This is a genomic window from Paenibacillus soyae, from assembly GCF_024623455.1.
In the GTDB taxonomy this organism is placed as follows: domain Bacteria; phylum Bacillota; class Bacilli; order Paenibacillales; family Paenibacillaceae; genus Pristimantibacillus; species Pristimantibacillus soyae.
Genome location: NZ_JANIPJ010000028.1, coordinates 23,150 through 48,598 on the forward strand (window position 1 = coordinate 23,150; position 25,449 = coordinate 48,598).

At 54.3% G+C, this 25,449-nt stretch carries 20 protein-coding genes; 5 read left to right on the forward strand and 15 right to left on the reverse strand.

Features of this window, described 5'->3' with window-relative positions:
* Positions 1–8 precede the first annotated feature (8 nt).
* The 3 genes from NQZ67_RS26860 to NQZ67_RS26870 form a co-directional block, all read right to left on the reverse strand.
* Positions 9–1,529, reverse strand: coding sequence for an extracellular solute-binding protein (locus NQZ67_RS26860; RefSeq protein WP_257452046.1), 1,521 nt, complete (start codon positions 1,527–1,529; stop codon positions 9–11).
* Between the two features lie 110 nt (positions 1,530–1,639).
* The gene (locus NQZ67_RS26865; protein ID WP_257452047.1) at positions 1,640–2,566 is read right to left on the reverse strand and encodes a carbohydrate ABC transporter permease; all 927 of its coding nucleotides are present in this window, start codon (positions 2,564–2,566) and stop codon (positions 1,640–1,642) included.
* Positions 2,526–3,494 (reverse strand): ABC transporter permease, encoded by a 969-nt coding sequence (locus tag NQZ67_RS26870; RefSeq protein WP_371825365.1) that lies wholly within the window; start codon positions 3,492–3,494, stop codon positions 2,526–2,528. Before NQZ67_RS26870 ends, NQZ67_RS26865 begins: the two co-directional genes overlap by 41 nt.
* 872 nt (positions 3,495–4,366) lie before the next feature.
* On the opposite strand from NQZ67_RS26870, the gene NQZ67_RS26875 reads away from it, so the two are divergent.
* The 4 genes from NQZ67_RS26875 (at position 4,367) to NQZ67_RS26890 (ending at position 7,256) form a co-directional block, all read left to right on the forward strand.
* The gene (locus NQZ67_RS26875; RefSeq protein ID WP_257452051.1) at positions 4,367–4,744 is read left to right on the forward strand and encodes a hypothetical protein; all 378 of its coding nucleotides are present in this window, start codon (positions 4,367–4,369) and stop codon (positions 4,742–4,744) included.
* A gap of 620 nt (positions 4,745–5,364) precedes the next feature.
* Positions 5,365–5,856 carry a hypothetical protein gene (locus tag NQZ67_RS26880; RefSeq protein WP_257452053.1) on the forward strand — a complete coding sequence of 164 codons (492 nt, stop codon included), beginning with the start codon at positions 5,365–5,367 and terminating at the stop codon, positions 5,854–5,856.
* A 485-nt stretch (positions 5,857–6,341) separates the two neighbouring features.
* Positions 6,342–6,728 (forward strand): hypothetical protein, encoded by a 387-nt coding sequence (locus NQZ67_RS26885; protein WP_257452055.1) that lies wholly within the window; start codon positions 6,342–6,344, stop codon positions 6,726–6,728.
* A 213-nt stretch (positions 6,729–6,941) separates the two neighbouring features.
* On the forward strand, positions 6,942–7,256 hold the full coding sequence (locus tag NQZ67_RS26890; RefSeq protein WP_257452057.1) for a hypothetical protein: 315 nt from the start codon (positions 6,942–6,944) through the stop codon (positions 7,254–7,256).
* A 953-nt stretch (positions 7,257–8,209) separates the two neighbouring features.
* Here NQZ67_RS26890 and NQZ67_RS26895 read toward each other — a convergent pair.
* The 10 genes from NQZ67_RS26895 to NQZ67_RS26940 form a co-directional block, all read right to left on the reverse strand.
* Entirely contained in the window at positions 8,210–9,817 is a 1,608-nt protein-coding gene (locus tag NQZ67_RS26895; RefSeq protein ID WP_257452059.1) for a response regulator, read from the reverse strand.
* Positions 9,814–11,682, reverse strand: coding sequence for a sensor histidine kinase (locus NQZ67_RS26900; RefSeq protein ID WP_257452061.1), 1,869 nt, complete (start codon positions 11,680–11,682; stop codon positions 9,814–9,816). Before NQZ67_RS26900 ends, NQZ67_RS26895 begins: the two co-directional genes overlap by 4 nt.
* Positions 11,679–13,193: an extracellular solute-binding protein gene (locus NQZ67_RS26905; protein ID WP_306813088.1), complete on the reverse strand. Its 1,515-nt coding sequence runs from the start codon at positions 13,191–13,193 to the stop codon at positions 11,679–11,681. The genes NQZ67_RS26900 and NQZ67_RS26905 overlap by 4 nt, the downstream gene beginning before the upstream one ends.
* A gap of 231 nt (positions 13,194–13,424) precedes the next feature.
* Positions 13,425–14,555, reverse strand: a complete 1,131-nt coding sequence (locus NQZ67_RS26910) for an SGNH/GDSL hydrolase family protein (RefSeq protein WP_257452063.1) — start codon at positions 14,553–14,555, stop codon at positions 13,425–13,427.
* Between the two features lie 171 nt (positions 14,556–14,726).
* Positions 14,727–15,791 carry a Gfo/Idh/MocA family protein gene (locus NQZ67_RS26915; protein WP_257452066.1) on the reverse strand — a complete coding sequence of 355 codons (1,065 nt, stop codon included), beginning with the start codon at positions 15,789–15,791 and terminating at the stop codon, positions 14,727–14,729.
* Between the two features lie 36 nt (positions 15,792–15,827).
* Complete coding sequence (locus NQZ67_RS26920) at positions 15,828–17,402, reverse strand: FAD-dependent oxidoreductase (RefSeq protein ID WP_257452069.1); 1,575 nt, start codon at positions 17,400–17,402, stop codon at positions 15,828–15,830.
* A 34-nt stretch (positions 17,403–17,436) separates the two neighbouring features.
* Positions 17,437–18,258 (reverse strand): sugar phosphate isomerase/epimerase family protein, encoded by an 822-nt coding sequence (locus NQZ67_RS26925; protein WP_257452072.1) that lies wholly within the window; start codon positions 18,256–18,258, stop codon positions 17,437–17,439.
* A gap of 166 nt (positions 18,259–18,424) precedes the next feature.
* Positions 18,425–19,357, reverse strand: coding sequence for an aminoglycoside phosphotransferase family protein (locus NQZ67_RS26930; protein WP_257452073.1), 933 nt, complete (start codon positions 19,355–19,357; stop codon positions 18,425–18,427).
* Between the two features lie 86 nt (positions 19,358–19,443).
* The gene (locus tag NQZ67_RS26935) at positions 19,444–21,003 is read right to left on the reverse strand and encodes a class I adenylate-forming enzyme family protein (protein WP_257452076.1); all 1,560 of its coding nucleotides are present in this window, start codon (positions 21,001–21,003) and stop codon (positions 19,444–19,446) included.
* A 329-nt stretch (positions 21,004–21,332) separates the two neighbouring features.
* A complete protein-coding gene (locus NQZ67_RS26940; RefSeq protein ID WP_257452079.1) occupies positions 21,333–21,959 on the reverse strand; it encodes an FMN-dependent NADH-azoreductase in 627 nt (208 codons plus the stop codon).
* 166 nt (positions 21,960–22,125) lie between these two features.
* Here NQZ67_RS26940 and NQZ67_RS26945 point away from each other — a divergent pair, with 166 nt between their 5' ends.
* On the forward strand, positions 22,126–23,184 hold the full coding sequence (locus NQZ67_RS26945) for a Gfo/Idh/MocA family protein (protein ID WP_257452082.1): 1,059 nt from the start codon (positions 22,126–22,128) through the stop codon (positions 23,182–23,184).
* A 229-nt stretch (positions 23,185–23,413) separates the two neighbouring features.
* Here NQZ67_RS26945 and NQZ67_RS26950 read toward each other — a convergent pair whose 3' ends face one another.
* Positions 23,414–24,241: an AraC family ligand binding domain-containing protein gene (locus NQZ67_RS26950; protein ID WP_257452085.1), complete on the reverse strand. Its 828-nt coding sequence runs from the start codon at positions 24,239–24,241 to the stop codon at positions 23,414–23,416.
* Between the two features lie 101 nt (positions 24,242–24,342).
* Positions 24,343–25,344: an L-glyceraldehyde 3-phosphate reductase gene (mgrA, locus tag NQZ67_RS26955; protein WP_257452088.1), complete on the reverse strand. Its 1,002-nt coding sequence runs from the start codon at positions 25,342–25,344 to the stop codon at positions 24,343–24,345.
* Between the last annotated feature and the right edge of the window lie 105 nt (positions 25,345–25,449).

Consider the following 25,449-nt stretch of genomic DNA (forward strand, 5'->3'; position numbering starts at 1 on the left):
TTGCACGTTTATTTCGTCGATTTATACCACTCGTTCGCTTCCTTGATCGCGTCCGCTCCGCCCTCCGACATCCATCTGGCGAGGAACGTATCGTAATCCGCGATGTTCTCCGAGCCGGCGATGTACATCAGCACCTGATCGTCGAGCAGCTTCGTCAGCTTCTGCTTATTCTTGGACACCGCGTCGATCGGCGGCGCGACGGACATCGGATCCACGACGATATTCGTGTTGGCCGCATTCGCTTGGAACGCTTCATAATACGATTGCAGCACCGGATCCTTGCGGACGCGCGCTTGCCAGTACGTCGGGTAGTTGTGCTCGTCGACGCCTGTCATGTACACGCTTGCGTTCGTCAGGTCGTCGTTGAATTTCGGCAGGATCGGATAATACTTCTCTTCCTTGAACTCGTGGTGAACGCCTTCCTCGCCGATTGCCAGCTTCTTGAACGTCTCCTTCTCGAGCTTGGCGTCGATTAGCTTGATCGCGTCTTCCTTCAGCTTGGAAACCTTCGGCACCGCGATGAACCAGGTTGTAGCCAAGTTAACGCCTACCGACGCTTGGCCGTCCTTGTTTTTCAGATAAGGAATGATGCCGATTTTCGCTTCCGGGAAGTTCTTGACGAGGGCGGCTTCCGCGCTCGACGCGCTCCACCAAGCCAGCTTATACATCGCCGCGTTGCCGCTCGCGAATTTCTCGATCGCCTTCGCGCTCGTGTTGATCGGCATCTCCGAATCAAGCAGTCCTTCGCTGTACAGCTTGTTCATGTAGGTCAGGAAATCCTTCATCTGCGGCAGCTCCGCCTTATGAACCAGCGTGCCGTCGATATCCGTCCATTCGTTGATGACGCCGAAGGCCGTCGCGATATCGCCGTAGATCGAGTCCTTCGTTCCCGTGAGCGGAACGATGCCTTTCGCTTCCTTAATCGCTTTCAGCACCTCGTACAGCTCGTCGGGATTCGTCGGATGCTGAAGCCCGAGCTCATCCATCCAGTCCTGACGGACGACCAGCTCTTCGCCGACGCTGATGCCGGAGCCGGTCTCCGGAATGGCGTATATTTTGCCGTCGATCGTGGCGCTCTTCCAGGAATCTTCCTTGAGGGCAGCCTTGATGTTCGGGCCGTGCTGCTCGATCAGCTCGTCAAGCGGCTCCAGCGCGCCGGCGGTCGCCAGCTTGTAGAACTGGGCGGAGCCGAGCTTCATGATGTCGAAGTTTTGTTTGTTCGCGACCATCAGGTTCAGCTTCTCGTCGGCGTTCTCGGCCGGCAGCATCTCGTATTTCGTTTTATAGCCGGTCGCCTCTTCGATCGCTTTGCTCACCGGATCCGCGTTCGGATCGAACAAGCCGTACTGCATCAGCATCGTCATCTCCGGCTTCTCGCCGCCTCCGGTATCGCTGCTTGGCGTTGCGGTTGCTTCCGAGCTCGCGCTTGCCGATGGCGAAGACGACGGCGGCGGCGCGTTATTGCCGCTGCATGCGGCAAGGGTTAGAGTAGAAGCGGCGATCATGGCGAATACGGACCTTTTTCTCATAGAAGAACCTCCCGTTTTTCTAAAATGGAGAAGCCAACTGCTTCATCCGGCAATAACCGCCTAGGCCGGAATTACCTCGGGTAGCATCACCGCCCTTCATGAGCTTTCATTCAGCCTTTCACCGAACCGACGAGCACGCCTTTCACAAAATACTTCTGCAAGAACGGATACACGAACAGGATCGGAAGCGTCGCGAGCAGGATCGAAGCGGCTTGAATCGACTGCGGCGTCGTGTTGAGCGCCGCATCCACGTTGTCCTTCAGAAACTCGCCGCTCGACGCGACCAGCAGCTCCTTCAGGAACAGCTGCAGCGGCTTCAGCTCCTGATCGGTAATGTAGATCATCGCCGTGAAATAGTCGTTCCAGAAGGCGACGGCGAAGAAGAGGGCAATCGTCGCAAGCACTGGCAAGGAGAGCGGCAGCACGATGGAGAACAGGATGCGGACGTTGCTGGCGCCGTCCAGCTTCGCGGACTCCTCGAGGCCGTCCGGGAGCTCCTCGAAATAATTTTTGATAATGAGCATGTTGAACACGTTGATGGCCGCGGGCAGGAATAGCACGGGCAGCTCGTTGATGAGGCCCAGCGCCTGCATCAGCAGGTAAGTGGGGATGAGGCCGCCGCTGAACAGCATCGTGAAGATGAATAGCAGCAGAATCCATTTTCTCCCCCGGAGTTGAATGCGCGACAGCGGATAAGCCGTAAGGGTGGTGACGAACAAGCCGACCGCGGTTCCGACGATGGCGAGGATGACGGACGTCTTGAGCGCGTTCAGGAACATGTCGTTTTGGAGTACGTACAGGTACGTTCCGGTCTGGAAGCCGATGGGCAGCAGGTTCACCTTGCCGGAGATGACGGCCGATTCGCTGCTGAACGACTTGGCGATGAGGTTAATGAAGGGCAGCAGCGTCGTCAGCCCGAGCAGGACGAAGAACGTACAGTTGAAGACGTTGAACAGCTTTTCCGAAACCGTTTGTTTCACGGTCGCTCCCCCTCCCTCACCAGATGCCCCGCTGCAAATATTTGCGGCTGAGCGCATTGCCTGCTATCACGAGCGTAAACGCGATAATCGATTCGAACACGCCGACGGCGGTCGTGAAGCTGTAGTCTTGGTTGCCGATCCCCATCCGGTACACGTACGTTCCGATGACATCGGCTACTTTGTACACGGTCGGGTTGTACATGACGAGAATTTGCTCCGTGCCGGCCTCCAGGATGTTGCCGAGCCGCAGGATGAACATTAGCAGAATGATGGGGGCGATGCCGGGAAGCGTAATATGCCAGAGCTGTCTCATTCGGCCCGCTCCGTCGATCTTCGCCGCTTCGTACAAACCGGGATCGATGGTGGCGAAAGCCGCCAGGTAGACGATCGTGCTCCAGCCCGTCTCCTTCCATCCCGCCGAGGTGATCAGCACGCCGCGGAAGACGCTGTTGTCGAGGAAGAACGAGATCGGCTCCATGCCGAGCGAAGAGAGAGCTTTGTTTACGAGACCGCCGTTGCTCGACAGCAGATCGATGAACAAGCCGCTGACGATAACCCAGGACAAGAAGTGCGGCAGGTAGATGACCGTCTGCACGACGCGCTTGAACAGCATGAGCCTCAGCTCGTTCAGCATGAGGGCGATGATGATCGGCAGCGGGAACAGAATGCCGATCTTGAGGAAGCTGATGATCACCGTGTTCTCGAACACGTGCAGGAAGTCGGGAGCGCTGAACAGTTTGGCGAAGTGCTTCCATCCGACCCATGGACTCGCGGCGTAGCCGTCGAAGATGTTGAAGTCCTTGAACGCGATCGTGATCCCGTACATCGGGGCGTACTTGAACAACAGAAGTAGCGATAATCCGGGGATTAGCAGCGCGTACAAATCCCAGTCCCGTCTAATATCGGCCGCCAGCTTGGCGAAAAAGCCGCGTTTGATCGGAGTCGCCGGAGTCGTTCCGGGCGGTGACGCCGTCTCGCTTTTCATCCGCATCCCCCCTCGTATTCGTTGCTAACTTTAAGTGCGTGTTCAAAAAGTCCAGTTTTCAGCACCTTGGCCTATGCTTCCGCTGCTGCGTTTTTTCCAAAAACGCGTAGATCCGATGAAGCTAGAAACTGAGGAGCGGAGCGTAGTGAAAGCTACGTGAGCACCTGCAGTGTTTCCGGAGGAAACACACATCGAAAGCATAAGCTGTTTCGGCTGGAACCGGGCCCCGCGAAAGTAATCGGAATAAGCTTCGAAGCTTCACTTCACTTTCGTGGGTAACAGAAGATATTCGACGTCGAGTTAACTTCCTGATATAGCTTCGTGATCAAAAGTGGACTTTTTGAACAACCTCTATACCAAAATTTTAGTTCGGATTCGGTAGGGATTATAGGGTACAGCCATTACTCTTTTTGGTACTTTGATGTCGGGATTGGCGAATGACTTGTTAGCAGCGTTGCCGGAGGGGGAGCTCATTAGGGGAACGGTCGGACATAAAAAAACAGACTGCGATTAGCAGCCTGTTTGAAAGTTAATATTCTGGTCATTTCATGCGGGGTGAGCAATAACGATCTCCCGTGTCGCTGCTGTGCCACGCACCGCCGTTCTCGCACCATTTGCGACACCTCTGATCGTTATCGAGCAAACTAGTTACTCCGGCGAGGCGATAACGATCTCACGTATCGCTGCTGCGCCATGCAGCGCCGTTCTCACACCAATAGCGACACCTCCGATCGTTATCGAGCAAACTTGTTACTCTTACATGGCGATAACTGTTTAAAGAAAAGACTGGCGACGCCCCCTTAAGCAGGCAGGATAGCGCAATAAAGGAGTTTCTTAATTTACAGTGGAATCTTGTAATTGAGGTGAGTTTAATGAACTATTCGAACAGCTCGAAAGAAATTGATTTTACTGGATTTCTCGGACAGAAAGTATTAGAAATATTCTCAGTAGGACTCGAATTACTTGACCTGAAATTGGAGAATGGAATTATTAACGTTGAGTGTTCTTGGAGATTGCGCTTAGCTACCGTTATTCTGATTGGTATTAATGAAAAAAAGGAAACAGACTTTTCATCTATCTTGAAAGATCGTTTAATTTCCAAATCGATTACCAACATACACTACTTTGAGACAGGCGACTTAATTATCCAATTTGAGGAAAATCACTTTTTAGATTTATTCGCCGATTCATCCACCTTTGAACATTACCAGTTGTATCTTGGGGAGAAACTATTCTTGATTGGTAGGTAAAGCTCGGTTCCTAATGAGAAACTTTTGTTCCATAAACAACCACGACGAGGCTGCCGAAAAATCGGCAGCCTTGTTAAGCTATTTAGCAGGATAGTTCCAATATGTGGTACCTATTGTATAATAGGTTGAGGTGAATGTGAGTGAAAAACGATTTAATGATGGCAAAAATAAAACAGTTAAAGAAAAGAGGATCTCTTCCCGATTCTGGTCTCAAACGAAATTCGGTTCACTACCCACTTATTTCGTATATTAAAAATTCGATAAGTTTGTTTATTAGTGAATCGTATGATGATGTTGCACTATTCTTTAAACGAGCAGATGACGAGATTTCTATATTAAATCAGAAAAACTTGAGTCATGTAGAGTACTTTTCATTGTGTGATGATTACATGAGAAATATATCAAAATTTTTAATTACTCATAATTATCTGTCTGAAAGTGGACTAGAGTTAATACCTCATAAGTATAAGTGTGACCCCAATACAATCGGTTGAATTAACAGGAAGCGATTGCTTAATCTTGACTCAGCGGCGGTCGGCCACTCGATCGGCCGCAGTGTATCGTTGAACTAAAGGGCAAGATAGTTCCAATTCATGGTAATACAGACATAAGGATTTATTTTGCAAAAGGAGGACATCATTATAGCTTTAGTTCATGACTTCATACTTATTTCAAGCCGAAAGTTTGAAGAGATTTCTTTAAGTGGGATCTTTAATTACAAGGACAGTAATCAAGAAAATGTTGTTCAATTACATGATGACATGTTTGGTTACATGCAAGATTCATTGAAATGGATAGAAACCATAAATCCTGACAAAAACGAAAGTGCTTTGGGATTTAATTACTATGGAAGGTCAATAATTGAAAAAACGGGAGCAGTAAAATTAACGAAGCTCATGAAAGCCTGGTATCTTATGTTTTCAGAAGCTCCTGAAGAAATAATTTTAACGGGATGGTATATGTGGGTTGAAGATGAGGACCCACGAACAACTGGGGCATATGACAAACTGTCATTTAGTAGAAAAGAAGTTCTTGATACTCTAAGTAGGATGATTGAATTTTCAATCATGGTGGAGTCGGGTGAATATAAAATGATTTACCTTGGTATTTGAGCTCGGTACAAGAGGAGATTAATACATGCTTTATTACAAAGCATTAGGGGGATTTAGTGTTTAATTTTAAAACTAATGATGAATCAGAGATCCTGTGCTCGTTGATCGCTAAAGAAATGCATGAACAATTCAATATTACTATTGAAGAGGCAATTGGACGGATAAATGCTTTTTGGTCTAAAGTTGATTTTGTAGACGAGAATGATCTCAGATACCATGCATCGGTTGAATATTGGTGTAGTCAAATCTACTTTGAAAATTGGTTGCCGGCTAAAGACAGAAATACACTGAAAATAAGAACCTATGTTCATAGAAAATCTTGATTTATATTACATAAAATTCTTTGAACTAACGGGAGACAATAGCTCAATGCTACATGACGGCAGTCGGCCAGCGGCTGTCATTTCTTTTGCTACAGGGCAGGAAAAAATTAGCCCCTAGAATTGAAGAAAAGAGAAGACGCATGGAATGAGAGGAATCGAGTTATGGGGGTTAATTCAAAAGGGAAAAGAAAGTTAGTGCATAGAGGTAGAACATATTATTGGAATGTCCAACAAGATCCAGAGGATTACGGACTAACCAACCTTAGTATCGTTTCTGAAGATAAGAAGTTTATTCTATCTTACCATGTAGGACAATCAAATAATGATAGCCCACCTTTTATTGTGGTAAAGGGTATCGAATTTGGAGGGTTAGAAAATTATTATCGACAAGGTTGGGTAAGAGTTCTGACTCCGTATTGGGATGATAATGTTATTACGCCTGGATTCGTTATAATCATAATTGAATGGTGTTTACTTCGTAAGGACCTCCTAGAGTTAGTTGATTGGAAAGGCGATATTCAGCAGATATTCCCTAACCGATTGATCTAACTGGAGACGTTAGCTGAATGAATCCCTTCAGCAGCTGGTCACAACGATCAGTGTAACTGGATGACTTTTACTGGGTACCTGAACTGATAGTTTAATTTTTGAGCAACGACCACAGGGCTGTTCGCCAAGGAATTGCAATTGACGGACAGGATGGAAACACTATAATAGTCAATTGAAAGTCTACGTAACTCGCATATAGAGGTGAGGATAGTCTTGAGTAAAAAAATTGGTCAAATTATTGGGGTCTTATTTTCAATAATTTGTTTTTCGTTAGCGGTATATGGAAGTCGCTTTTTTGAAAACGGAATTACGGATTTTATGTTGTACCTCTTTCTATTACCATCTTTACTTGCACTGATCGGATCAATGTTTAACAAACCATTTATAAATACAATTGCATTTATTTGGCTCATTCCTGCTTGTTTGTATTTTACCATTGGTCCTTTTCTAATAATACTTCACTTTGTTGCTATTGCTTTCATGTTCTTAAGTAAAAAAAATTACAACTCAGCCAACAGGGAACGTTAGTTCAGCCATCCAGGAGCAGTTTGCCGCCGTGGCAACTGCTCCTGTTGTCGTTAAGCGAAGGGACAGTTTACTTCAAAGAACAATGGGATATTAAATCATGCCCTTCTCGCTATCGGAGAACGTTAGTTGAATGACAACAGCGGCAGGACTTTATTTATCAGGTCTGAACTGCCGCTGCTTTATATAAATGGTTCAGTCTAAAACTTATTTTTCAAAAGCTGACGACCCTTCAATTCATAAACCCCGCAAGATCAACAACTCCAGTCTAATACTTTATTCTCATCGAACAATAACGATATCACGGATCGCTACGCCGCCACGCACCACCGTTCTCGCACAAGTAACGATACCTCTAGTCGCTATCAAGCAAACTAGTTATTCCTGCGAGGCGATAACGACCTCACGTATCGCGCTGCGCCACGCACCGCCGATCTCGCACGAATAACGACACCTTCGATCGCTCTTGAGCAAATTAGTTACTCTGGCAAGGCGATAACGATCTCCCGTGTCGCTGCTGTGCCACGCACCGCCGTTCTCGCACCTGTAACGACACCGGCGATCGCTATCCAGCAAACTAGCTACTCCGGCAGGGCGGTAACGATCCCACGTATCGTTGCTGCGCCACGCACCGCCGTTCTCGCGCCAGTAACGACACCTCCGGTCGCTATTGGGCAAACTAGTTACTCTAACATAGCGATAACGATCCCACGTATCGCTACTCCGCCACGCACCGCCGTGTTCGCGCCAGTAACGACACCTCCGATCGTTATCGAGCAAACTAGTTACTCTAACATAGCGATAACGATCCCACGTATCGCTACTCTACCACGCACCGCCAATCTCGCCACCAGTAACGACACCTCCGGTCGCTATTGAGCAAACTAGTTACTCTAACATAGCGATAATGACCTCACGTATCGCTACTGCACCACGTTCCGCCGCTGCGCTTAACATCAAGCCTTCACCCCGCCCGGGGTAACTCCCCAATACTTCCGGAACACCTTCGTAAAGTAGCTGACGTCCCGGTAGCCGACGAGCCGCGCCGCGTCGTACACCTTGCCCCCGTCCTGAAGGACGGTCTTGGCCTGCTCCATCTTCCGCTCCAGCACGTAAGCGGAGAACGAAACGCCCGTCTCCTGCTTGAACAAGCGGCTCACATAGGAGGAATTGACGAACAGCCGGTCGGCCACCGTGTGCAGCGTAATGTCGCGGTCCAGCTCCTGATCGACGATGGCCAGGATAGAGCGGACCAGTCCGTTGCTGGTCCTGCGCCGCTGCCGCTGCAAGTAAGCGCAGATATGGCCCACGTTCCGCGCCAGCCAGGCGCGCGTCTGCTCCTTGCTGGTCAGCAGCCTGACGTTCTGGAAGTACGCCATGTCGTCGCCCGCCACGTCGCGGATCATCCAACCCTGCTTCTGAATAATGCGGATGAACAAGCTGCTCAAATACAGCACGGCCTCGTGCATCTCGTCGGCGGATTCGACGGGCTCGAGACTCTTGTCCCACAACCCCCGCAGCGCTTCCAGCGCTTTGTCCTCGTCGCCTAGTTCCAGCGCGATCTCAAGCGCCTTCTCCAGCCCCGGCTGTGCCTGAACGCCCTGCTGCTTCCGCTCCTGCTCGCGGTAAGGAATGGCGATATCATGCCCGTACACGATTCTCTCCTGCAGAGCGCGGCAGGCCTGGGCGTACAGCTCGCTCATCTCGCCGATGCTTCCGGCGCCCGCGCATATGCCGGCGCTCGCGGTTAAGCCAAGCGTCTCCCTCGCTCGCGCAAGCAGCTGCACGACTGAGGCTTGCACTCTTAGGTTGGAATCCTCGGGCTGATCATCCGGCGGCAGCGCAAAGACGAGCAGCGTATACCCTTGCCGATCGGGACAAACCCAGCAGGAGGGGGCGGGCAGCAGCTCCTTAGCTAGGCATTGAAGCGAGAAATGCCACATCGGCGAATCCTCTGCCTTGATACGCCCGTCTCCCTGCGGGATGGGGTCGACATCGACCACCGCGACGGCGATCCGGTCGCTCTCCGAAAGCGCGATCTGATATTCCTTGCATTTGCGCAGCACTTCGCCATCGTCATAGACGCCCGCCGTCCATTGCTGGAAGAAGCCGCTCTGCAGATGCGGCAGATGCTCCTGCCACTTGACCTTCAGCTCCGACTGCTCCCTCCATCGCTCCAGCTCGGCCCGAAGCTGTCCGGCCGCTTCCAGCACGGCCTCCAGAATCTCGTCCTCCGCCGCCGGCTTGAGCAAATATTGCGATACGCCGTAGGACATGGCTTCCTGCGCGTAAGCGAAATCGTCATGGCCGCTCAGAATGATCAGCTTCATCATGGCGCCGCCATCCGGCCGCTCCCGCAGCTTGCGTACCAGCGTCAGCCCGTCCATCTCCGGCATCTGCACGTCGATCAGCATAATATCCGGCCTCTTCCGCTCCGCGAGACGCAGCGCCTCCACGCCGTTCGCGGCCAATCCCACTACCTCGATGCCGTGCTCCTCCCATGGAATGTTGTTCGCCAGTCCTTGGCGCAGACGCAGCTCATCCTCCACGATCATCAAATTCATGCGGACCTCTCCCCTTTATCCCAAGTATGGTGAACCGGCGAACCGAGGCTTTCCTTGCATCCTGCCAGCGGCAGCGTAATGACGACCGAGGTCCCTTCGCCGGGGACCGTATCGATGGTCAGCGCAGCGCCTTTCCCGTAATACAGCTTGAGTCGCGACAGCACGTTGCGGAGCCCGAACAGATCCTTGTACTCCTCCTCCGGCGAGAACAGGTCGTCGTCGCGCCTGCTCAGACGCTCCAGCTCCTGCCTCACGTACGACGCGCGCTCCTCGCTCATGCCGGGACCGTTGTCCCTCACTCCGATATGGAGCGTCTCCCCGTCCTCGATCCAGCTGGAGATGACCAGCAAGCCGCCTTCGGTTTTGCCCTCCATGCCGTGCAGAATCGCGTTCTCCACCAGCGGCTGTAGCAGCAGCTTCATGATCGGCACCGGCCGGCTCTCCTCCTGGATGTCGTATCTCACCGTGAAGCTGTCCAGAAAGCGGATTTGCTGAATGCGAATGTAGTAGTGAAGATGGGACAAGCTTTCGTCGACCGTGAACACTTCCTTGCCTTTGTTGAGGCTGAGCCGGAAGAAACGGGACAAATTCAGCACCATTTCGCTGATCTCGTCCGCTTCGTAATTTTTGGCCGTCCAGTTGATCGAATCCAGCGTATTGTATAGGAAATGGGGGTTGATCTGCGTCTGCAGAAACTTCAGCTCCGTCTTGGCCAGCCTCAGCTGCTGCTCGTAATGCTCCTCGATCAGGCGGCGCTGGTCCACCACCATCCGGTTGAACGCTTCCGTCAAATAACCGAGCTCGTCCTCCCGCTTGTTCTCCAGCTGCACGTTCATATTGCCGATGCTGATCCTCTTCATCCCTTTGTACAGCTTATCGACCGGGGAAGCGATCCCGATATAGACGATCCACGAGATACCAACGGCGAGCAGTACGCTGATGGCGATAATGCCTACCGTGTACAGCTGCAGCTGATCGGTCTGGGCATACAGCTCCTTCACGGGCTGAACGAGCGTCAGACGCCACTTGGAATAAGGCGAGTCGAGCGCTACCGTCAGCATCCCGTCCCTGGTAACCGGCAAGCCCGGCTCGCTCTCCCCGTAAGCCAGGGCATGATCCGCGCCGCTCTGATTGCCCGTGCCTGCTATCGGCTTGCCATAGTCGCTGTGCAGGTAGATGGCGGCCGACGGGGAGGGAAGCAGCGACTTCATCATTTTCGTCAGCTTGCTCTTGTCCAGCGTAATGATGACGACATCGGCCCTGCGGTTGTTGTTGTACAGATCCATCGTGCGCATGAGCGATACGCTGTCGGTGTGGACCATACTGCCGAACGTCCCCTCGCCCGCGATCGGATCCTCGGCAAGCACGTACGTAATTTCCGTTCCGCTTGTAATCGCCGTATTTTCCAGCCATTGCTGCTGCTCCGCCGAGGTCAGCCTGCGTCCTCCGTAATGCGTGGAAATCATCATATGGGAGGGCTGGTGGTACAGCGATATTTGCGACACGATATGATTGATGGAATTGACGTTGGACAGCTGCTCGAGCAGCCGCGAGAACTCGACGATGGACCTCGGAGACAGCTCCTCTCCGCTCCCCGCGAGAAGCTCGATAAACGCCGGATCCGTAGCGATCAGCGTCGAAATCTCCTCCACGTTCTGCAGCGTCAGATCAATATAATCCATGGCCGAGCCGAGCACCGTCTCCGACCGTTCCACCGCTTGATCGTGCAGGATGCTCCGCGAGCGGTCCACGGCGAACAGGCTGACAAGCACGAGCGGGAGCAGGATCAGCAGAAAATAACAGGTAAGCCGAAACTGGATTCGGCGCGAGAACAGGTCGCGGAAGGACCGCACGGGATTTCTCATGGGGCCGCGATCCCCCCTTCCTGCAGGCGCCCTTCATACCACTTGTTCACTTCCTCGGTAATCTCCGCCCCTCCTTCCCGGTACCACCGCTCCACGAACGCGTCGAATTCGTCCAACGGAACGATGCCCATCACGATCTCCGTAAAAACGTTTTGGAGCTCCTCCAAATGTCCGGCATGCTTGCTCATGGCTGGCGTCGGCGTGCCGTAGAACTGATTGCGAATCACGTTTTGTTCAATCATCTGCAGGTTCTCGTATAAATGGAAATCGCCGAGCGAATCAAGCCGCGCCTTGGCGATCTCGGGGTCGACGACGTCCACGAGCGCTTGGTAAATGCCGCGGTACAGATGCTTGTCGTGCTCCGCGAAATTGGTCACCATCTTGCCGTCCTGCATCGACCAAATCTCGTTTTCGAACCCGAGCTTCAGCGTTTTCCGTCCTTCGCCCGCGATGAAATTCAGCAGCTTGATCACTTCCTCGGGATGGCTTGTCCCGGCGGGAACGACATTGAAGCCGCGAATGAGGTCGCTGTCGTACACCCCGCTGTGCCCTTCGGGGCCGACCGGATATTCGAGGGCGATCCATTCCGCGTTCGGATCCTTTTTCTTGTTCAGCGCGATGGGACCGCGCGTATCGTACCAGGCGGCGGAGAACATTCCGACCCGGCCGTTTTCGATTTTTTCGATAAAGACGCTGTTGCGATTGAGCGGAAATTCCGGGTCTACCAGCCCCTCGCGATACAGCTTCGCAAGAAAGCCGAGCGCCTCCTTCGTCCCTTCCAGCGTGCTTCCGTTCACCAGCTTGCCGTCCCGCTCGAGCCACGAATTCAGCTGCACGCCGAACGCGCCGAAGAACGGAGCGGTGCGCCCCATGTTTTCCGTCAAAATAAGGCCCATTGTATCATGCAGTCCGTTGCGGTCGGGGTCGTTCTTGGCGAACGCTTTGATCACCTCGTAATAGTCGTCCAGCGTTGTCGGAGGCTTCAGCCCCAGCCGGTCCAGCCAGTCCTTGCGCACGTACATCAGCTCGATGCCCGGCACCTCCGTCAGGCTGGGAATCGCGTATATTTTGCCGTTGTAGCGCATTCGCTCCCAGGCTTCTTCGGGAATGTATTTCTTCAGATCCGGTCCATATTGATCGATATAGTCGTCCAGCGGGACAATCGCGCCTTTCTTGACGTATTCGTCGTACCATACGGGATTGTAGCTGTGAATCAGATCCGGGAGATTGCGGGACGCCATGATGACGTTCAGCTTCTCCTCGTACACCTCCTGGGGCGGGATGCTCACCCGCAGATCCAGTCCGGTTTCTTCTTCTATGTAATGAATATAGGGATTGTCGTTCTCATCCAGGCCTTCGGGGAATATCATGCCGAGGTCGTTAATGACCATGGAGACCGAGACGCGGCTCTGCTCGGCCGACGCCTCCTTCTCCAGCGGCTCGCAGCCGGCGGCAACCAGGGAAGTCGTCATGATCAAAGCATGCACAAAAATCATTTTGTTACGCTTCATAAGCTCCCTCCAACTATTAGTTCGAGTTCAACAAGTCCGGTTTTCAGCACCGAGAAGATTGAATGAAGCTAGGAAATGAGGAGCGGAGCGTAGTGAAAGCTACGTGAGCACCGGAAGTTCCGACTGAATTCAATATTCGATGTCGAATCCGCTTCCTGATATGCCTCGTGATCAAAAGTGGACTTTTTGAACAACCTCTATTAAGTTATAGGCCCGGATGATGCAGTCGGCTTAAGTGCCGCCCTCCCCGTCCCCCAGACATCTGCGAAGCTCCGGCAGAATCGCGTCCGCCATCAGGACGAAGCCGTAGTCGGTGGGATGAATGCCGTCGACCGTGCTGTCGCCGTACCGGGAGCCGAGAAAGGTGCTGCCATCCGCAAAATAAAGCCGATCGTCGCCCTGCCGCTTCAGCTCCTCCGCCAGCGTTCGCTGGTACGACCGCCTCTCCTCCAGGCTCCGCTTCAGCTCCTCGTCCCCGTCGATGCCCGGCGGCAAGATTCGGGTCAGGAGCAGAATCGGCACCTTCGGATGCGTCTGACGATACGTTCGGATAAAGACCGGCAGCGTCTCCTGCAGACTGCTCAGTCCCCCGCAATTGGCTTCGTAATCCAGCACCAGGCAAGCGGGACTGTCAATCTGCGCAATGATGCGGGCCATCTCCGGCTCTCCCTTCCCGCTGCCCGAGAAGCCCAAGTTGACAAACTCCAGATTCACGCATCGGCTAAGCTGGTTGGGATAGGCCATCCCCGGCCGCGAGGCGCAAGCTCCCTGGGTGATGGACGTTCCGTATACGATCACTTTTCCGTCATGCGCATACGGCGGAGGCTCTTGCAGCACCGCGCCGGACCTTAGGCCGACGGCAGCCTCCTCTACGGCTTGGTACAGCGGGAAATGGATGGTCACCAAGCGGAGCCGGCGGCGATCATCCCGGTGCAGCAAGGCCGAGTACTCCGTATCGCGCGGAGCGAATACCGCCGTCCCCGCGAATAGCTGCTCTCCGAAGCCGCCCGTATAGGCATCGAACCCGCATTGCCCGGCCGGCGCCATATGGTACATGTCGGCGCTTCCCTTAAGCGTCGCGCGGATATACACCACGTCCGAGTCCGTCATAAAACGAATCTGCCCGCCGGCCGTGCAATTAGCCAGCCAATCGACGGCCTCCGGGATCGGCTCGCTCGGCTGCAGCGGCAGCCGTCGATAGCGGCGATCCTGCCGAAACCATGGAAAACCCGATAGCCGAAACGGCTCGCTGCCGGGGTCATGCCAGATAAGATCCGATGCTCCCTCTTGTCCCTCAGCGACTGAGCTCCTCCTCATATGCTCGTCGTACTTGTCCAGCCGGGTTACCGATTGATCGTCCATGTTCGATGTCCTCCTTCATCGACTGTATTTATATTTTATTAACAGATACATAATGTAGCAATAACTTTCATGCAGGGAAATCCGCTTGAACGGCAATAGCCCGTAAAGAAACAGGTACTCTGCTTCCTTACGGGATGGTTGGCTTGCTTCTAGGGGGTCCGCGGCAGCTGCCTAGTCGACCCGAATTTCCTTGCCCTGCGAGGCGGATTCGTATACGCCGCACAAGATTTTCATCATTTCCACGCCGTCCTGCACCGGGCTTAACGTTTCCTTGTTGCCTTGGCATACCTCGATGAAATAGTTAATTTCGTCTTGGAAGCCTTGCACGAATTCGAACGACAGATTGTCGATCTGCGGCGTCGCGTTCAGAATCGTATCGTATTTCTCCATGATCAGCGTCAGCTCCGGCTCGAGCTCGACGCCGCCCTTCTCGCCGTACAGCTTGACGGTCAGCTCATCCTCTTTGGCATGTAGCGTGAAGCTGACGTCCACCAGCAGCGAAGCGCCGTTCTCGAAGCGGATCAGCGCGTTGGCCATATCCTCGACGGAATTCAGCTCGGCGTTGTAGTCCGCGGCCTTGTAGAACTTCAGATTTTTTACATTGGAGCGATTGCCGAGACGATTGTACGTGTTGCCGCTTATGGATTTCACCTTTGGTCTGCCCATAAGGTACCAGCACAGATCGATCACGTGAACGCCGATGTCGATCAACGGACCGCCCCCGGAGCGCTCCTTGTCCGAGAACCAGCCGCCGGGATTGCCGAGCTTGCGGATGCAGGACGCCTTGGCGTAATAGATAGGCCCAAGCTCGTTATTGTCCATAAAGGCTTTGACGATTCTCGTATTGGACGCATAGCGGCGGACGAAGCCGACCTGGAGCGTCTTGCCCGATTCCAACACGGCCTGCTCCACCGCGAGCGCCTCCTCGACCGTCTTGCTCAGCGGCTTCTCGCACAGCACGTGCTTGCCGGCCCGCAGCGCCGCGGCGCTGATCTCCGCGTGGGAATTGTTCCACGTACAGACGCTGACCGCGTCGATGTCCGGATTCTCCAGCAGCTCGCGGTAATCCGTGTAGACGTGGGGAATGTTATATTTCTCCGCTTTGGCCTTCGCCCGCTCCTCGTTAAGATCGCAGACGGCGACGATGACCGCATCGTCGTTCTTGTTATAGGAACCGAAATGCATCTCCGAAATGGAGCCCGCGCCGATGACGCCGATTCTGATCGATTGGCTCATGGAATAGTCACCTCGTTATTCGATTTGGTGGGATGGTTAAACCGGGCGAAGCTCGGGCCACGACAGCTCGATGCCTTCCGCCGTCAGCAGCTTCTGGAAGCCGTCCAGCTCGCTCGCCGTATCGCGAACATCCCGCGGCATCAGACCGCGGTCCAGACAATAGCTTGCGCAATAGCCCGCTGCCTCGCCGATGTTCCATTCCACGGGATGCAGCCGGTAGCAGCCGTTCGTAATATGGGTTACGCCGATGTTTTTGCACGCCGCCAGCAGGTTGTTCACCCGGACCGGAATCAAGCTGCCCAGCGGAATTTGGAACGGCAGCGACGAGATGTCGATGTACGGACGGCCCGCCGTGCTCGGATGCAGGTCGATCCGGTAGCAGCCGATGCCGACGGAATCATCGAACCGTTCGGCCTTACCGTCCGGACGGCAGTCCGTCGCGACATGCTGCTCGAGCACCGTAAACGCCGCCTTGATTCGCCGGGATTCCCGAATGTACGGGTACTTCGCGAGTCCGTCCTCCGTGCCGACGACGTCGGGACGCAGCCTGATGCCCGGGTAGCCCTTCCCGCCGTCGGGGCGCGGCGCTTCGGTCTGCAGCCAATACAGCAACGAGAGGCTGAGCTGCTTCGCGTCCTCGAGATGGCGCTGGCGCTCCTCCGGGGTAACGTCGATGACGGAGCCGAGCCAGTAGTCGTTCTGCGGCCAGTTCACCAACGAGATCGAGCTGCGGTAGACGCCGGGCTCGAAATGATCGCGATTCGCGATCTGCCGGTATTGGAACAGCGAGAATCTGCCCGTGCCGGGGAACAGCTCGTAAGTGACGGGCTCGTTCGTCGCGGGCTTGACGCCGGTCCAGCTCAGCAGGCGGTCCGGCCAAAATTCGGCCTTGTACTCTCGCCAGAACTCATAGCGCTCCGGCTTCTCTATCGTATGGTCTTCGCCTTCCAGATAGTCGATGGCGAAGCAATGCGTGAAGCCTTGCATATCCTGCGGAAGCGCGTCTCCGTCGACGGCGTGCGGCTCTCCGGTCTCCTGCCGCGACTCGGCTCCCGTCACGTATTCGACTCCGGCCAGCGGCAGCAGATCGCCGCATTCGGTCGCGTCCAGGAAGAAGGGAGCTTTCAGTACGGCGGTTTGTCCGGTATCGAGACTGCGTACCGTCACGGAGACGATCTCGTCGCCGGCCGTTTCGGCGCTGACCGGAATATGACGCTTCCATAATGTCAGCCGGCCGCTGTGAACATAAGGAGCCAGCTGGCTCTCCAGCACGGCAAGCGCCGCCCGGGGCTCGTGGCACAGACGGCTGACCGATCCACCGCCTGGATTAAGCCGCGGATTAGAACGCGCCTCCGCCGTCAGCGGGAAGTAATCGCGGTAGTACGCGCGGATGCCGTCGCGGAACTGGCGGTAGCTTCTCGTACAGCCGAAAGATTCGATCCAGGGATGCTCGTCGGGCGGCACGGCCTGGCTGGTCAACTGGCCGCCGATCCAATCCGTCTCTTCCGTCAGAATGACGGTTTTGCCCGACTTCGCCGCCGTCAGCGCGGCGGCAACGCCGCCGGTGCCTCCTCCGATAATGACGATGTCGGCTTCTGCTATTCGTTGCATGGCTAATCTCCTCGCGTTTGGTTTTGACTTTGGTTCAAGCAATAGTTTGATTGAAGTATTCGTAGCTGCGACGGATGCCCTCCGCTTCGCTTCCTACTCCTTCGTATTCCAGGACGATCGCGCCCTGGTAGCCGTTGTTAGCCAGCCTGTCCAGAATGGCTTTCACTTCTACGTCTCCAAAGCCCAGATTGGCGCCTTCGAACGCCTTCCCTCCGAGCGACTTGTAGCGGCCGTCGTCCCGCTGCGCGAAATCCTTCAAATGAACATGAGCGATATAAGGCAGCAGAATATCAAGCGCGGCCGATGGATTCTCGTCCACCAGCAGGAAATTGCCCGTATCGAACGTGGAGCGGAGCGACGGGGAATTCACCCTGTCGATGATCGTCTGCACCTGCTTGCCGCTTCCCGCCAACTGCCCGTGATTTTCGAGACAGAGCACCAAGCCTTCGGCTTCCGCCTTCCTTGCGGCCGAACCCAGGCCGTCGACGATCCAATCCAGCGCCTCATCGAAGGTCGCGATGGCGCTCAGGTTGCCGGAGAACACGCGGATGGTCGAGGTGCCAAGCGCCTTCGCAATGGGAAAAGCATTCGTGATGACCTGCAGCTCTCTCGCCCGCTCCTCCTCGGACGCCTTCACCAAATCGTTGCCGACCGCATAGCTCGACACCTTGATGCCATGCTCGGCCGCGAATGCGACTGCCTGCGGAAGCTCGCGCTCTGCGTCCTTCCAGAATACATCCAGCAGCTCGACCTGCCGGATCCCCTCGTCCTTGCAGAAGGAGAGAAAATCGAGCACCGTCCATCCCTTCTCCCGCACCGTGCGGTGAACGCTCCACATGCTAAGCGAAAGCTCCATCCTGCATATCCCTCCATCAACGTATCTTTGTCTTCTCCCCCATTGTAAAAGCTGGTGCCGCCTATAGGTAGGGTAGAGCGATGACCTTTTTTGGTAACTTGATGCCGGAAAATAAAAAAACGGTCCTTCTACTAGGAAGAACCGAATGCTTAGTTGTATGGATGGATCAATTCCCGCATTCCAAACGAAGAAGGAAGTTCCTTGTTTCGATATAGGCGTCTTCCCATCCCATCTTCGCGTAAAATCGCAGACCGTCGAGTCCTTTGAAATAATAGGCCCCCATCAACCGCTCTTTGAAGTTGGGAATCGCGATGCCCGCTTTCTCCTGGTAGTCTTGATACGCTTGAATGACTCCGCAGCGCGGCATATGCCGATCGAGAACGGCAAGGTCCACGAGGAAGTCGCCGTACAGGCAGTTGCCGTCAATGATGCCGGTTATTCGATTACCGTCCGTTAATATATTCCATTGATGAAAATCGCCGTGGATAAAGGCCCTATGCGGCTCGTTATACGGCACGAATGTCATCAGTCGACTATAGATTTCTTCGAAAACATCTCTCTCCAAGCAGGACGTGCGATAGAGCTCATGCCAATTCTCCCAGAACGTTCCCGTCTGATCTTCCGCGTTAGCTGCAACGACGAAGTCTCTCCAAGACGCGTAGGGCGCGTTTCCGTCAGGACCAATCCACCCGTACCCGTTCGTCTTCCGGATATCCGCGTCAGCAAGCTTCTTCAGGATGCCGATCAATTCCGGCAAATGACGGGTTTGTTCATCCAGCGTGCAATCGGATAAAAGATGTCCTTCCATCCGATCCATGATGACATAAGCCAATCGTCCAATCCGGCCCAGCGCTATAATTCCGGGGAAAGGAATGCCCCTGTCCGTAAGTAATTGCGACACATAACGCTCCGTCTCGTACGCGCCATCGAGATCGCTGAATTTAACGACATAGCTTTTGCCTGCGTGGGTGAATGAAAACACGTTGCTCAAGTTGCCTCCGGCAAGCGGCGCAATTTCGGCCGCTCCGGGTCCGAGATGTTTACTAAGTACGTTCTCGATGTCGCTTATGGCCACATCCGGTTTCAAGTCATCCGTCATGGTCCCCCTCCGGTCCAAAGTTTTTAAGCTGGCTCGTTAGGGTCATTATAGCATCGTTCAATCGGTTGAAGGAGGGAATAAACCTTTTAAACGATACTTTGCAATTGCTCCCGGATCCTCCTTTTGTCAACCTTGTCTACGGCCGTCCGTGGCAGCTTATCGAGAATAAACAGCTTGGCCGGCCATTTGTGCCGTGCCAGGCTAGGTTCGCATAATTCCCGCAGCTGCTCTAATTCCAAGGTTGTTCCGTCTCGTAATACGACGCAGGCAGCGATCTCCTCGCCTTCGCCGGGAAGAGGGAGACCGATCACAGCCGCTTCGGCTACTTGTTCCAACTCCGCAATCACTTGCTCCACTTCCGGACAGAACACGTTAGATCCTCCAACGATAACCATATCCTTCAGACGGTCCAATAGGTATAAATAACCTTCGGCATCTATACAGCCCGCGTCGCCTGTTCGAATCCATCCATCGTCGATCGTTTCGTCAGTCGCTTCCGGTTGCCTCCAATACCCCATCATCATCTGAGCGCCCCGAACAACGATTTCTCCCGGTTCATTCACCGCTGCCTCATGCCCTTCGCTATTCATAATTCGCACCTGAAAAGCTTGTTCCCCAAAGGAAGCAAGATCTTCAGGACGCCCTACCGACCGAAGCCGAGTCGGATCTTCCAGATGATGTATGGGCAGGAGCCGGCTGATCGCCATTCCGCATTCCGCCTGCGAATAATTGTTGACGAGCAGCGCCCCTGGGAACTGCGCGATCGCCTTCTCCATGGTATGCGGCGAGATGACGGAACCGCCGCACCCTATAACCTTGAGGCTTCGAAGCTCTCTGCCGGCAGCGGAAGCCTCGATCGTCAGGTCGTGCAGCAAAGGCCCAACAGTGCTTAAATGTGTTATCCGCTCGCGTTCAACCGCCTCCATGATGCTATAAGCGTTAGCCGGATATTCGTCCAGAAAAACCAGACATCCGCCGGCGGCCATGGTGGCCCACAGTTGGAATTGTCCGACTAAGTGCGATAGGTTTAACACCAGCACTTTCCGCCCCCTATCGTAGCCGAAGCCTGCGGAAGGCGTGAATTGATTCCAGGCGGCCATTCCTCGATGGGAATGCATAACTCCCTTAGGTCTGCCCGTCGTGCCTCCCGTATAGATAATGGCGGCAATGTCATCCATTTGACGATCACACGCCTCTCCAGGAGGGGGTGGAAGATCTTTTTGCAGCAAGGAACGGAGCGAACATGAATTCGAACCGTCTTCCGTGGCAAACAGCAAGGGTGTGCTGGCTATTCGGTTTGTTGCGGTGTAAACCGCTTCAGCGCGGCGTTTATCATGGACTACGATTTTGGGTTCGGCGTCATCTAGAATAGCCGCCATTTCCGGAGCCGTCAGCAAAGGCGACACCACAGTTGGTATAGCACCGATCCCAACGGCAGCATAAAGCGCAACAACCATCTGAGGATCAGGATCGCCGATAAACGCGATTCGATCACCTGCCCGGAGACCCTCTTGAAAGAGGACGCTTCCAAGCTGATTCGCGAGGTAGTGAAGTTCGCCATATTGAATCGATTGACCATGTCTTACTAGCGCAGGCGCTTCCGCATATAAACTTGCTGCCAACGGCAGCCGCTCGGATAGAAGCATCCAATCACATCCTTATCAGGTATGAAAACTGGGATTTATTCGAGCATAACATAGGATTGGCAAAAATAGGCATAAGGTTTTTCGATTATCTTGATTAGCCGGACTAATAACTATGAGCAGAGCTCGACTATTCTTGCAGCTCACGATTCCGAATGGATCCTTTCTAACATGCCGCACCTGCTTTCCAACGTTATGGCCGCTCCCGAAACCGCAGCATAACTTCAACGTCCCCAACCTGCGGTTGGTTGCACCTCCTGATAGCTCATTGAAATGGCAGCCGATCGTCGATGACCGGCTGCTTTGTATGTTCGACTATTTTTCAGAATCCCTTAGAAGCCAGATGCTAACGCTACGGTATTCCTAATCCCGGCTTCAATGATGTCGGCGGGATTATCGTCATGTTGGTTATGCCCTTCGATGATGACGGTCTCCGGGTTGTGGATCCCCCACATTCCTAGCATATTCCGCATGTACGTCACTGCCATCTCAAACGGCGCCATAAACTCGTTCGAATAATTGCCGCCGCGCGCGTTGAGCAGCACCACCTTTTTGTCGCCGACTAATCCAACCGGTCCTTGCGATGTGAAACGGAAGGTCTTGCCCGCCTGAGTCAAATAAGACAAATAGGTAATCAATGGAGCCGGAATCGTGCAGTTCCATAACGGAAAAGCGAACACGATTTTATCGCTATCGAGAAATTGATCCATATACCGGTTCGCCAGGCTTGCCGCCTTTTCTTCATCCGGGGACAGCTCCATTCCCTGCGCCTGCTTGTAAAGTCCGCTAATGGCCTTGTCGCCATAGTACGGAAGCTCCGCTTCATATAGATGAAGCTCTTCGATTTGATCTTCCGGATTAGCCTCCCGGTAGGTCTGCAAAAACGCTTCGTACATCTTAACGCTTACGGATTGTTCAGCCGATCGGTCATTCGCTTTCACCATTAATACTTTTGCCATGTTCAACATCCTCCTGCGATTTATCGTTTATTTGATAATCTCAGGATAGTCGGTTAACTTTGACATCTGTATGTCAGTGTTTTCAATATAAAAAAATCATTAAGTTGAATTTCACCCTGCGTCCTGCTTCAATAAAAGAAAACAACCAAGAATGCGAGGAATCTTCATGCAACGGCAAATACGATTCGGCTTAATCGGAGGAGGCTGGCGGGCGGCCTTCTATCTCCGCATTGCGGCCATGCTGCCCCATCAATTCCGCGTGAGCGGCATCCTGCTGCGCAGCCCCGAGAAGTATAGCGAGCTGCTCGCGAAGTGGAACGTCCCCGTCTATTCGTCGGCCGATGCGCTTGCCAAAGAATGCGACTTCCTGGTGCTCGCGGTATCCAAAACCGCCGCGGCCTCCCGGATCGCGGAGCTCGCCGAGGCGGGCATTCCCGTGCTGGCGGAAACGCCGCCCGCCGTCAGCCTCGCCGAATATGAACGGTTGACCGCCATCGCCGCGTCCAAGCCCTCTATCCAGGTCGCCGAACAATATCCGCTGCTGCCCCATCATCAAGCCCGTACGGCTTATGCGCAAGCTGGCAAGATCGGCGGCGTTCATCATGTGCAAGCATCCGCGGGACATGGCTATCACGGCATCAGCCTCATCCGGAAATGGTTGTCCATCGACCCGGCGGAATCCTGCGAAATCATCGGCAGGAAATTAACCATGCCGATCGCGGATGTGCCTTACCGCGACCAAGACGTCTCGGATGACCGCGAAGGCATCGAGCAGCAGGAGATCGCGATACTTCAGTTCGGCTCGGGCAAGAGCGCGCTGCTGGATTTCTCGCGGTCGCAATATTTCTCCCCGATTCGGAGCAATCGGATTCTGATCCGCGGCACGCATGGCGAAATCCGGGACAATGACGCGGTACGCAAGCTAGGGGCCGGCCGATTCGAGAACGTCCGGTTCGAACGCGTCCAGAGCGGACAAGAAGGCAGCTTAGCGCCTCTGTCTCTCCTCGAGATCCGGGCCGGAGCAGAGACGCTGTACCGGAATCCGTTCACGCCGCATCCTCTGTCCGACGAAGAGCTCGGCATCGCCGAAGCGCTGCTGAAGATGGATCGCTTCATTCGCGACGGCGTTCCCTTCTACTCCTTGGTCGAAGCATTGGCCGATGTCAGGCTCGCTCTCGCCATAGAGCAATCGTTGACGGAAGCGAAGGCCGTGACAATTCCCTGACGAACGGTATTAGGGCTATCCGAAATGCGGGGCTACTGGAGGAGTAACGGAAATGAGAGGCGTTATTTTACGAGAAATGAGGCTTTTGGGGGGCTAGCGGAACTGTGCGCCTTTATTACTCTTGATTGGAACAAATTCGACCTAAAAGCAGGGCAATAGCGTCGCTCAGTTCCGCTAACACAGAAAAATAGCGGAAATATCCGAAATAAGGGCTTTCCGTTCCGCTACATCAACCGCCGTGCGAGGATCTCGCTCTGTAGTCCGTCGGCGAAGCTCCCATCGTCTTGCGGAACATCTTGGAGAAGAGAAGGGGATCGTCGTAGCCGACGGAACGCGCGATGTCTCCGACGGAGAGCTGCGTGGTGACGAGCAGGTCGCCTGCTCGCCTCATTCGGTAAGCGATGAGATGCTGTTGAATGCTGCAGCCCATCACCTCCTGGAACAAGGCGTTCAAATAGCTCCTCTGCAAGCCGACGAACCGGGCGATATCGGCAACCGCGAGACGACTGGCATAATTCGTTTCGATCAAATGGACCACCTGCGCGACATATCGGTCTCGCGAGCGCGGCTCGGAGAAGGCGGGCTCGCCCGCCTGAGCTTCGACGATGGCGGACAGCCATTCGTACAGAAGGCCCGTTAACCGAATGACCCTGCCGGCTTTCATCGAACCGGTCCGCTCCATCCTCTCGATCATGCCCTCATAGTACGCTGCGTCGGCGGCGCTGAACACCGGACTCTCGTGCGAGAGCCCGGCCTGTCCAAGCAAGGTCGCGGCTTTGATGCCGTCGAAGCCGATCCAGCAGTAGCGCCAAGGACGCGTCCCGTCTGCCGCGTAACGCGCCACCTCGCCGGGGGTAATCAAGAAGCCATCTCCCGGGCCCAGACGGTATGCGTTACCCGCGATCTCGAAGTCTCCTTCTCCCTCCAGAATGCAATGGATTTTATAGTAGTCCCTCACGCCGGGTCCAACCGTATGATTCGGCTCGCATTGCTCCATGCCGAACTGGATGAGGTGAAGATCAAGCTGGTGCAGGTTGGGAGGCAAAAATTCGAACATCGCGGCCGCTCCTTTCTACGTGCATTGTATCCTAAACGCCAATAGACGAGGAAAGACCGCCGGGAATTCCCATTGGCGGTCTTGTTCGAATGGAGCCTCGCTTAAGCGCCGTCTCCTCTGGAGATCCGGTCGATCAGCTGCAGCTCCTCGTCCGTAAACGTCAGATTGTCCAGCGCGCGGACGTTCTCCTCGATCTGGCTCACCTTGCTGGCGCCGATGAGCGCGGACGCGATGCCGCCTTCGCGCACAACCCATGCGAGAGCCATCTGCGCCAGGCTTTGGCCGCGCTGCGCCGCCAGCTCGTTCAGCTTGCGCACGATCGCCAGCTTCGATTCCGAGATGCTGTCCTTGTTCAGGAAGCGGCTATGCCCGGCAGCGCGGGAGTCGGCGGGAATCCCGTCTAAATATCTGTTCGTCAAGACGCCTTGCGCAAGCGGCACGAAGCCGATGATGCCGACGCCTTCCTCGTTCATCGCGTTCAGCAAGCCGTCTTCGATCCAGCGGTCCAGAATGGAGTAGCTGGCTTGATGGATGAGACAAGGCGTGCCCAAACGCTTCAGAATAGCCGCGGCTTCGCGCGCCTCCGGCTCTCTGTAATTCGAGATTCCGACGTACAGCGCTTTACCTTGGCGGACAATGAGATCGAGTGCCGCCATCGTCTCTTCGAGCGGCGTGTTCGGATCGGGACGATGATGGTAGAAGATATCCACGTAATCAAGTCCCATCCGGCGGAGACTTTGGTCCAAGCTGGCGACGAGATACTTCTTGGAGCCCCAGTCTCCGTATGGCCCCGGCCACATGTCGTAGCCGGCCTTGGTCGAGATCAGCAGCTCGTCCCGGTAAGGCGCGAGGTCCTTCTTCAATATGGCGCCGAAGGATTCCTCCGCCGAGCCGTAAGGCGGACCGTAGTTGTTCGCGAGATCGAAGTGGGTAATGCCGGCGTCGAACGCCGCGCGAGCGATCGCCCGTCCGTTCTCGAACACGTCTTGTCCGCCGTAATTATGCCACAAACCGAGCGATATGGCGGGAAGCTTGATGCCGCTCTTGCCGCAGCGATTATAGATCATTCCATTATAGCGTTTTTCGTTAGCCGTGTAAGGCATATTTCGATTTCCTCCGCATCGTTTAGAATTGTTTTGCTACGCTTTATTATGATGCCGCAATGCCGGAATTTATATAGAGCGAAGCCTGAACGATATGGCATAATG

What these genes read in the sequence shown, in the direction of transcription:
- NQZ67_RS26860 (WP_257452046.1), bottom strand. Translation starts at nt 1,529, where the DNA reads ATGAGAAAAAGGTCCGTATTCGCCATGATCGCCGCTTCTACTCTAACC.
- NQZ67_RS26865 (WP_257452047.1), bottom strand. Translation starts at nt 2,566, where the DNA reads ATGCGCTCAGCCGCAAATATTTGCAGCGGGGCATCTGGTGAGGGAGGG.
- NQZ67_RS26870 (WP_371825365.1), bottom strand. Translation starts at nt 3,494, where the DNA reads ATGAAAAGCGAGACGGCGTCACCGCCCGGAACGACTCCGGCGACTCCG.
- NQZ67_RS26875 (WP_257452051.1), top strand. Translation starts at nt 4,367, where the DNA reads ATGAACTATTCGAACAGCTCGAAAGAAATTGATTTTACTGGATTTCTC.
- NQZ67_RS26885 (WP_257452055.1), top strand. Translation starts at nt 6,342, where the DNA reads ATGGGGGTTAATTCAAAAGGGAAAAGAAAGTTAGTGCATAGAGGTAGA.
- NQZ67_RS26895 (WP_257452059.1), bottom strand. Translation starts at nt 9,817, where the DNA reads ATGAATTTGATGATCGTGGAGGATGAGCTGCGTCTGCGCCAAGGACTG.
- NQZ67_RS26900 (WP_257452061.1), bottom strand. Translation starts at nt 11,682, where the DNA reads ATGAGAAATCCCGTGCGGTCCTTCCGCGACCTGTTCTCGCGCCGAATC.
- NQZ67_RS26905 (WP_306813088.1), bottom strand. Translation starts at nt 13,193, where the DNA reads ATGAAGCGTAACAAAATGATTTTTGTGCATGCTTTGATCATGACGACT.
- NQZ67_RS26910 (WP_257452063.1), bottom strand. Translation starts at nt 14,555, where the DNA reads ATGGACGATCAATCGGTAACCCGGCTGGACAAGTACGACGAGCATATG.
- NQZ67_RS26915 (WP_257452066.1), bottom strand. Translation starts at nt 15,791, where the DNA reads ATGAGCCAATCGATCAGAATCGGCGTCATCGGCGCGGGCTCCATTTCG.
- NQZ67_RS26920 (WP_257452069.1), bottom strand. Translation starts at nt 17,402, where the DNA reads ATGCAACGAATAGCAGAAGCCGACATCGTCATTATCGGAGGAGGCACC.
- NQZ67_RS26925 (WP_257452072.1), bottom strand. Translation starts at nt 18,258, where the DNA reads ATGGAGCTTTCGCTTAGCATGTGGAGCGTTCACCGCACGGTGCGGGAG.
- NQZ67_RS26930 (WP_257452073.1), bottom strand. Translation starts at nt 19,357, where the DNA reads ATGACGGATGACTTGAAACCGGATGTGGCCATAAGCGACATCGAGAAC.
- NQZ67_RS26935 (WP_257452076.1), bottom strand. Translation starts at nt 21,003, where the DNA reads ATGCTTCTATCCGAGCGGCTGCCGTTGGCAGCAAGTTTATATGCGGAA.
- NQZ67_RS26940 (WP_257452079.1), bottom strand. Translation starts at nt 21,959, where the DNA reads ATGGCAAAAGTATTAATGGTGAAAGCGAATGACCGATCGGCTGAACAA.
- NQZ67_RS26945 (WP_257452082.1), top strand. Translation starts at nt 22,126, where the DNA reads ATGCAACGGCAAATACGATTCGGCTTAATCGGAGGAGGCTGGCGGGCG.
- NQZ67_RS26950 (WP_257452085.1), bottom strand. Translation starts at nt 24,241, where the DNA reads ATGTTCGAATTTTTGCCTCCCAACCTGCACCAGCTTGATCTTCACCTC.
- mgrA (WP_257452088.1), bottom strand. Translation starts at nt 25,344, where the DNA reads ATGCCTTACACGGCTAACGAAAAACGCTATAATGGAATGATCTATAAT.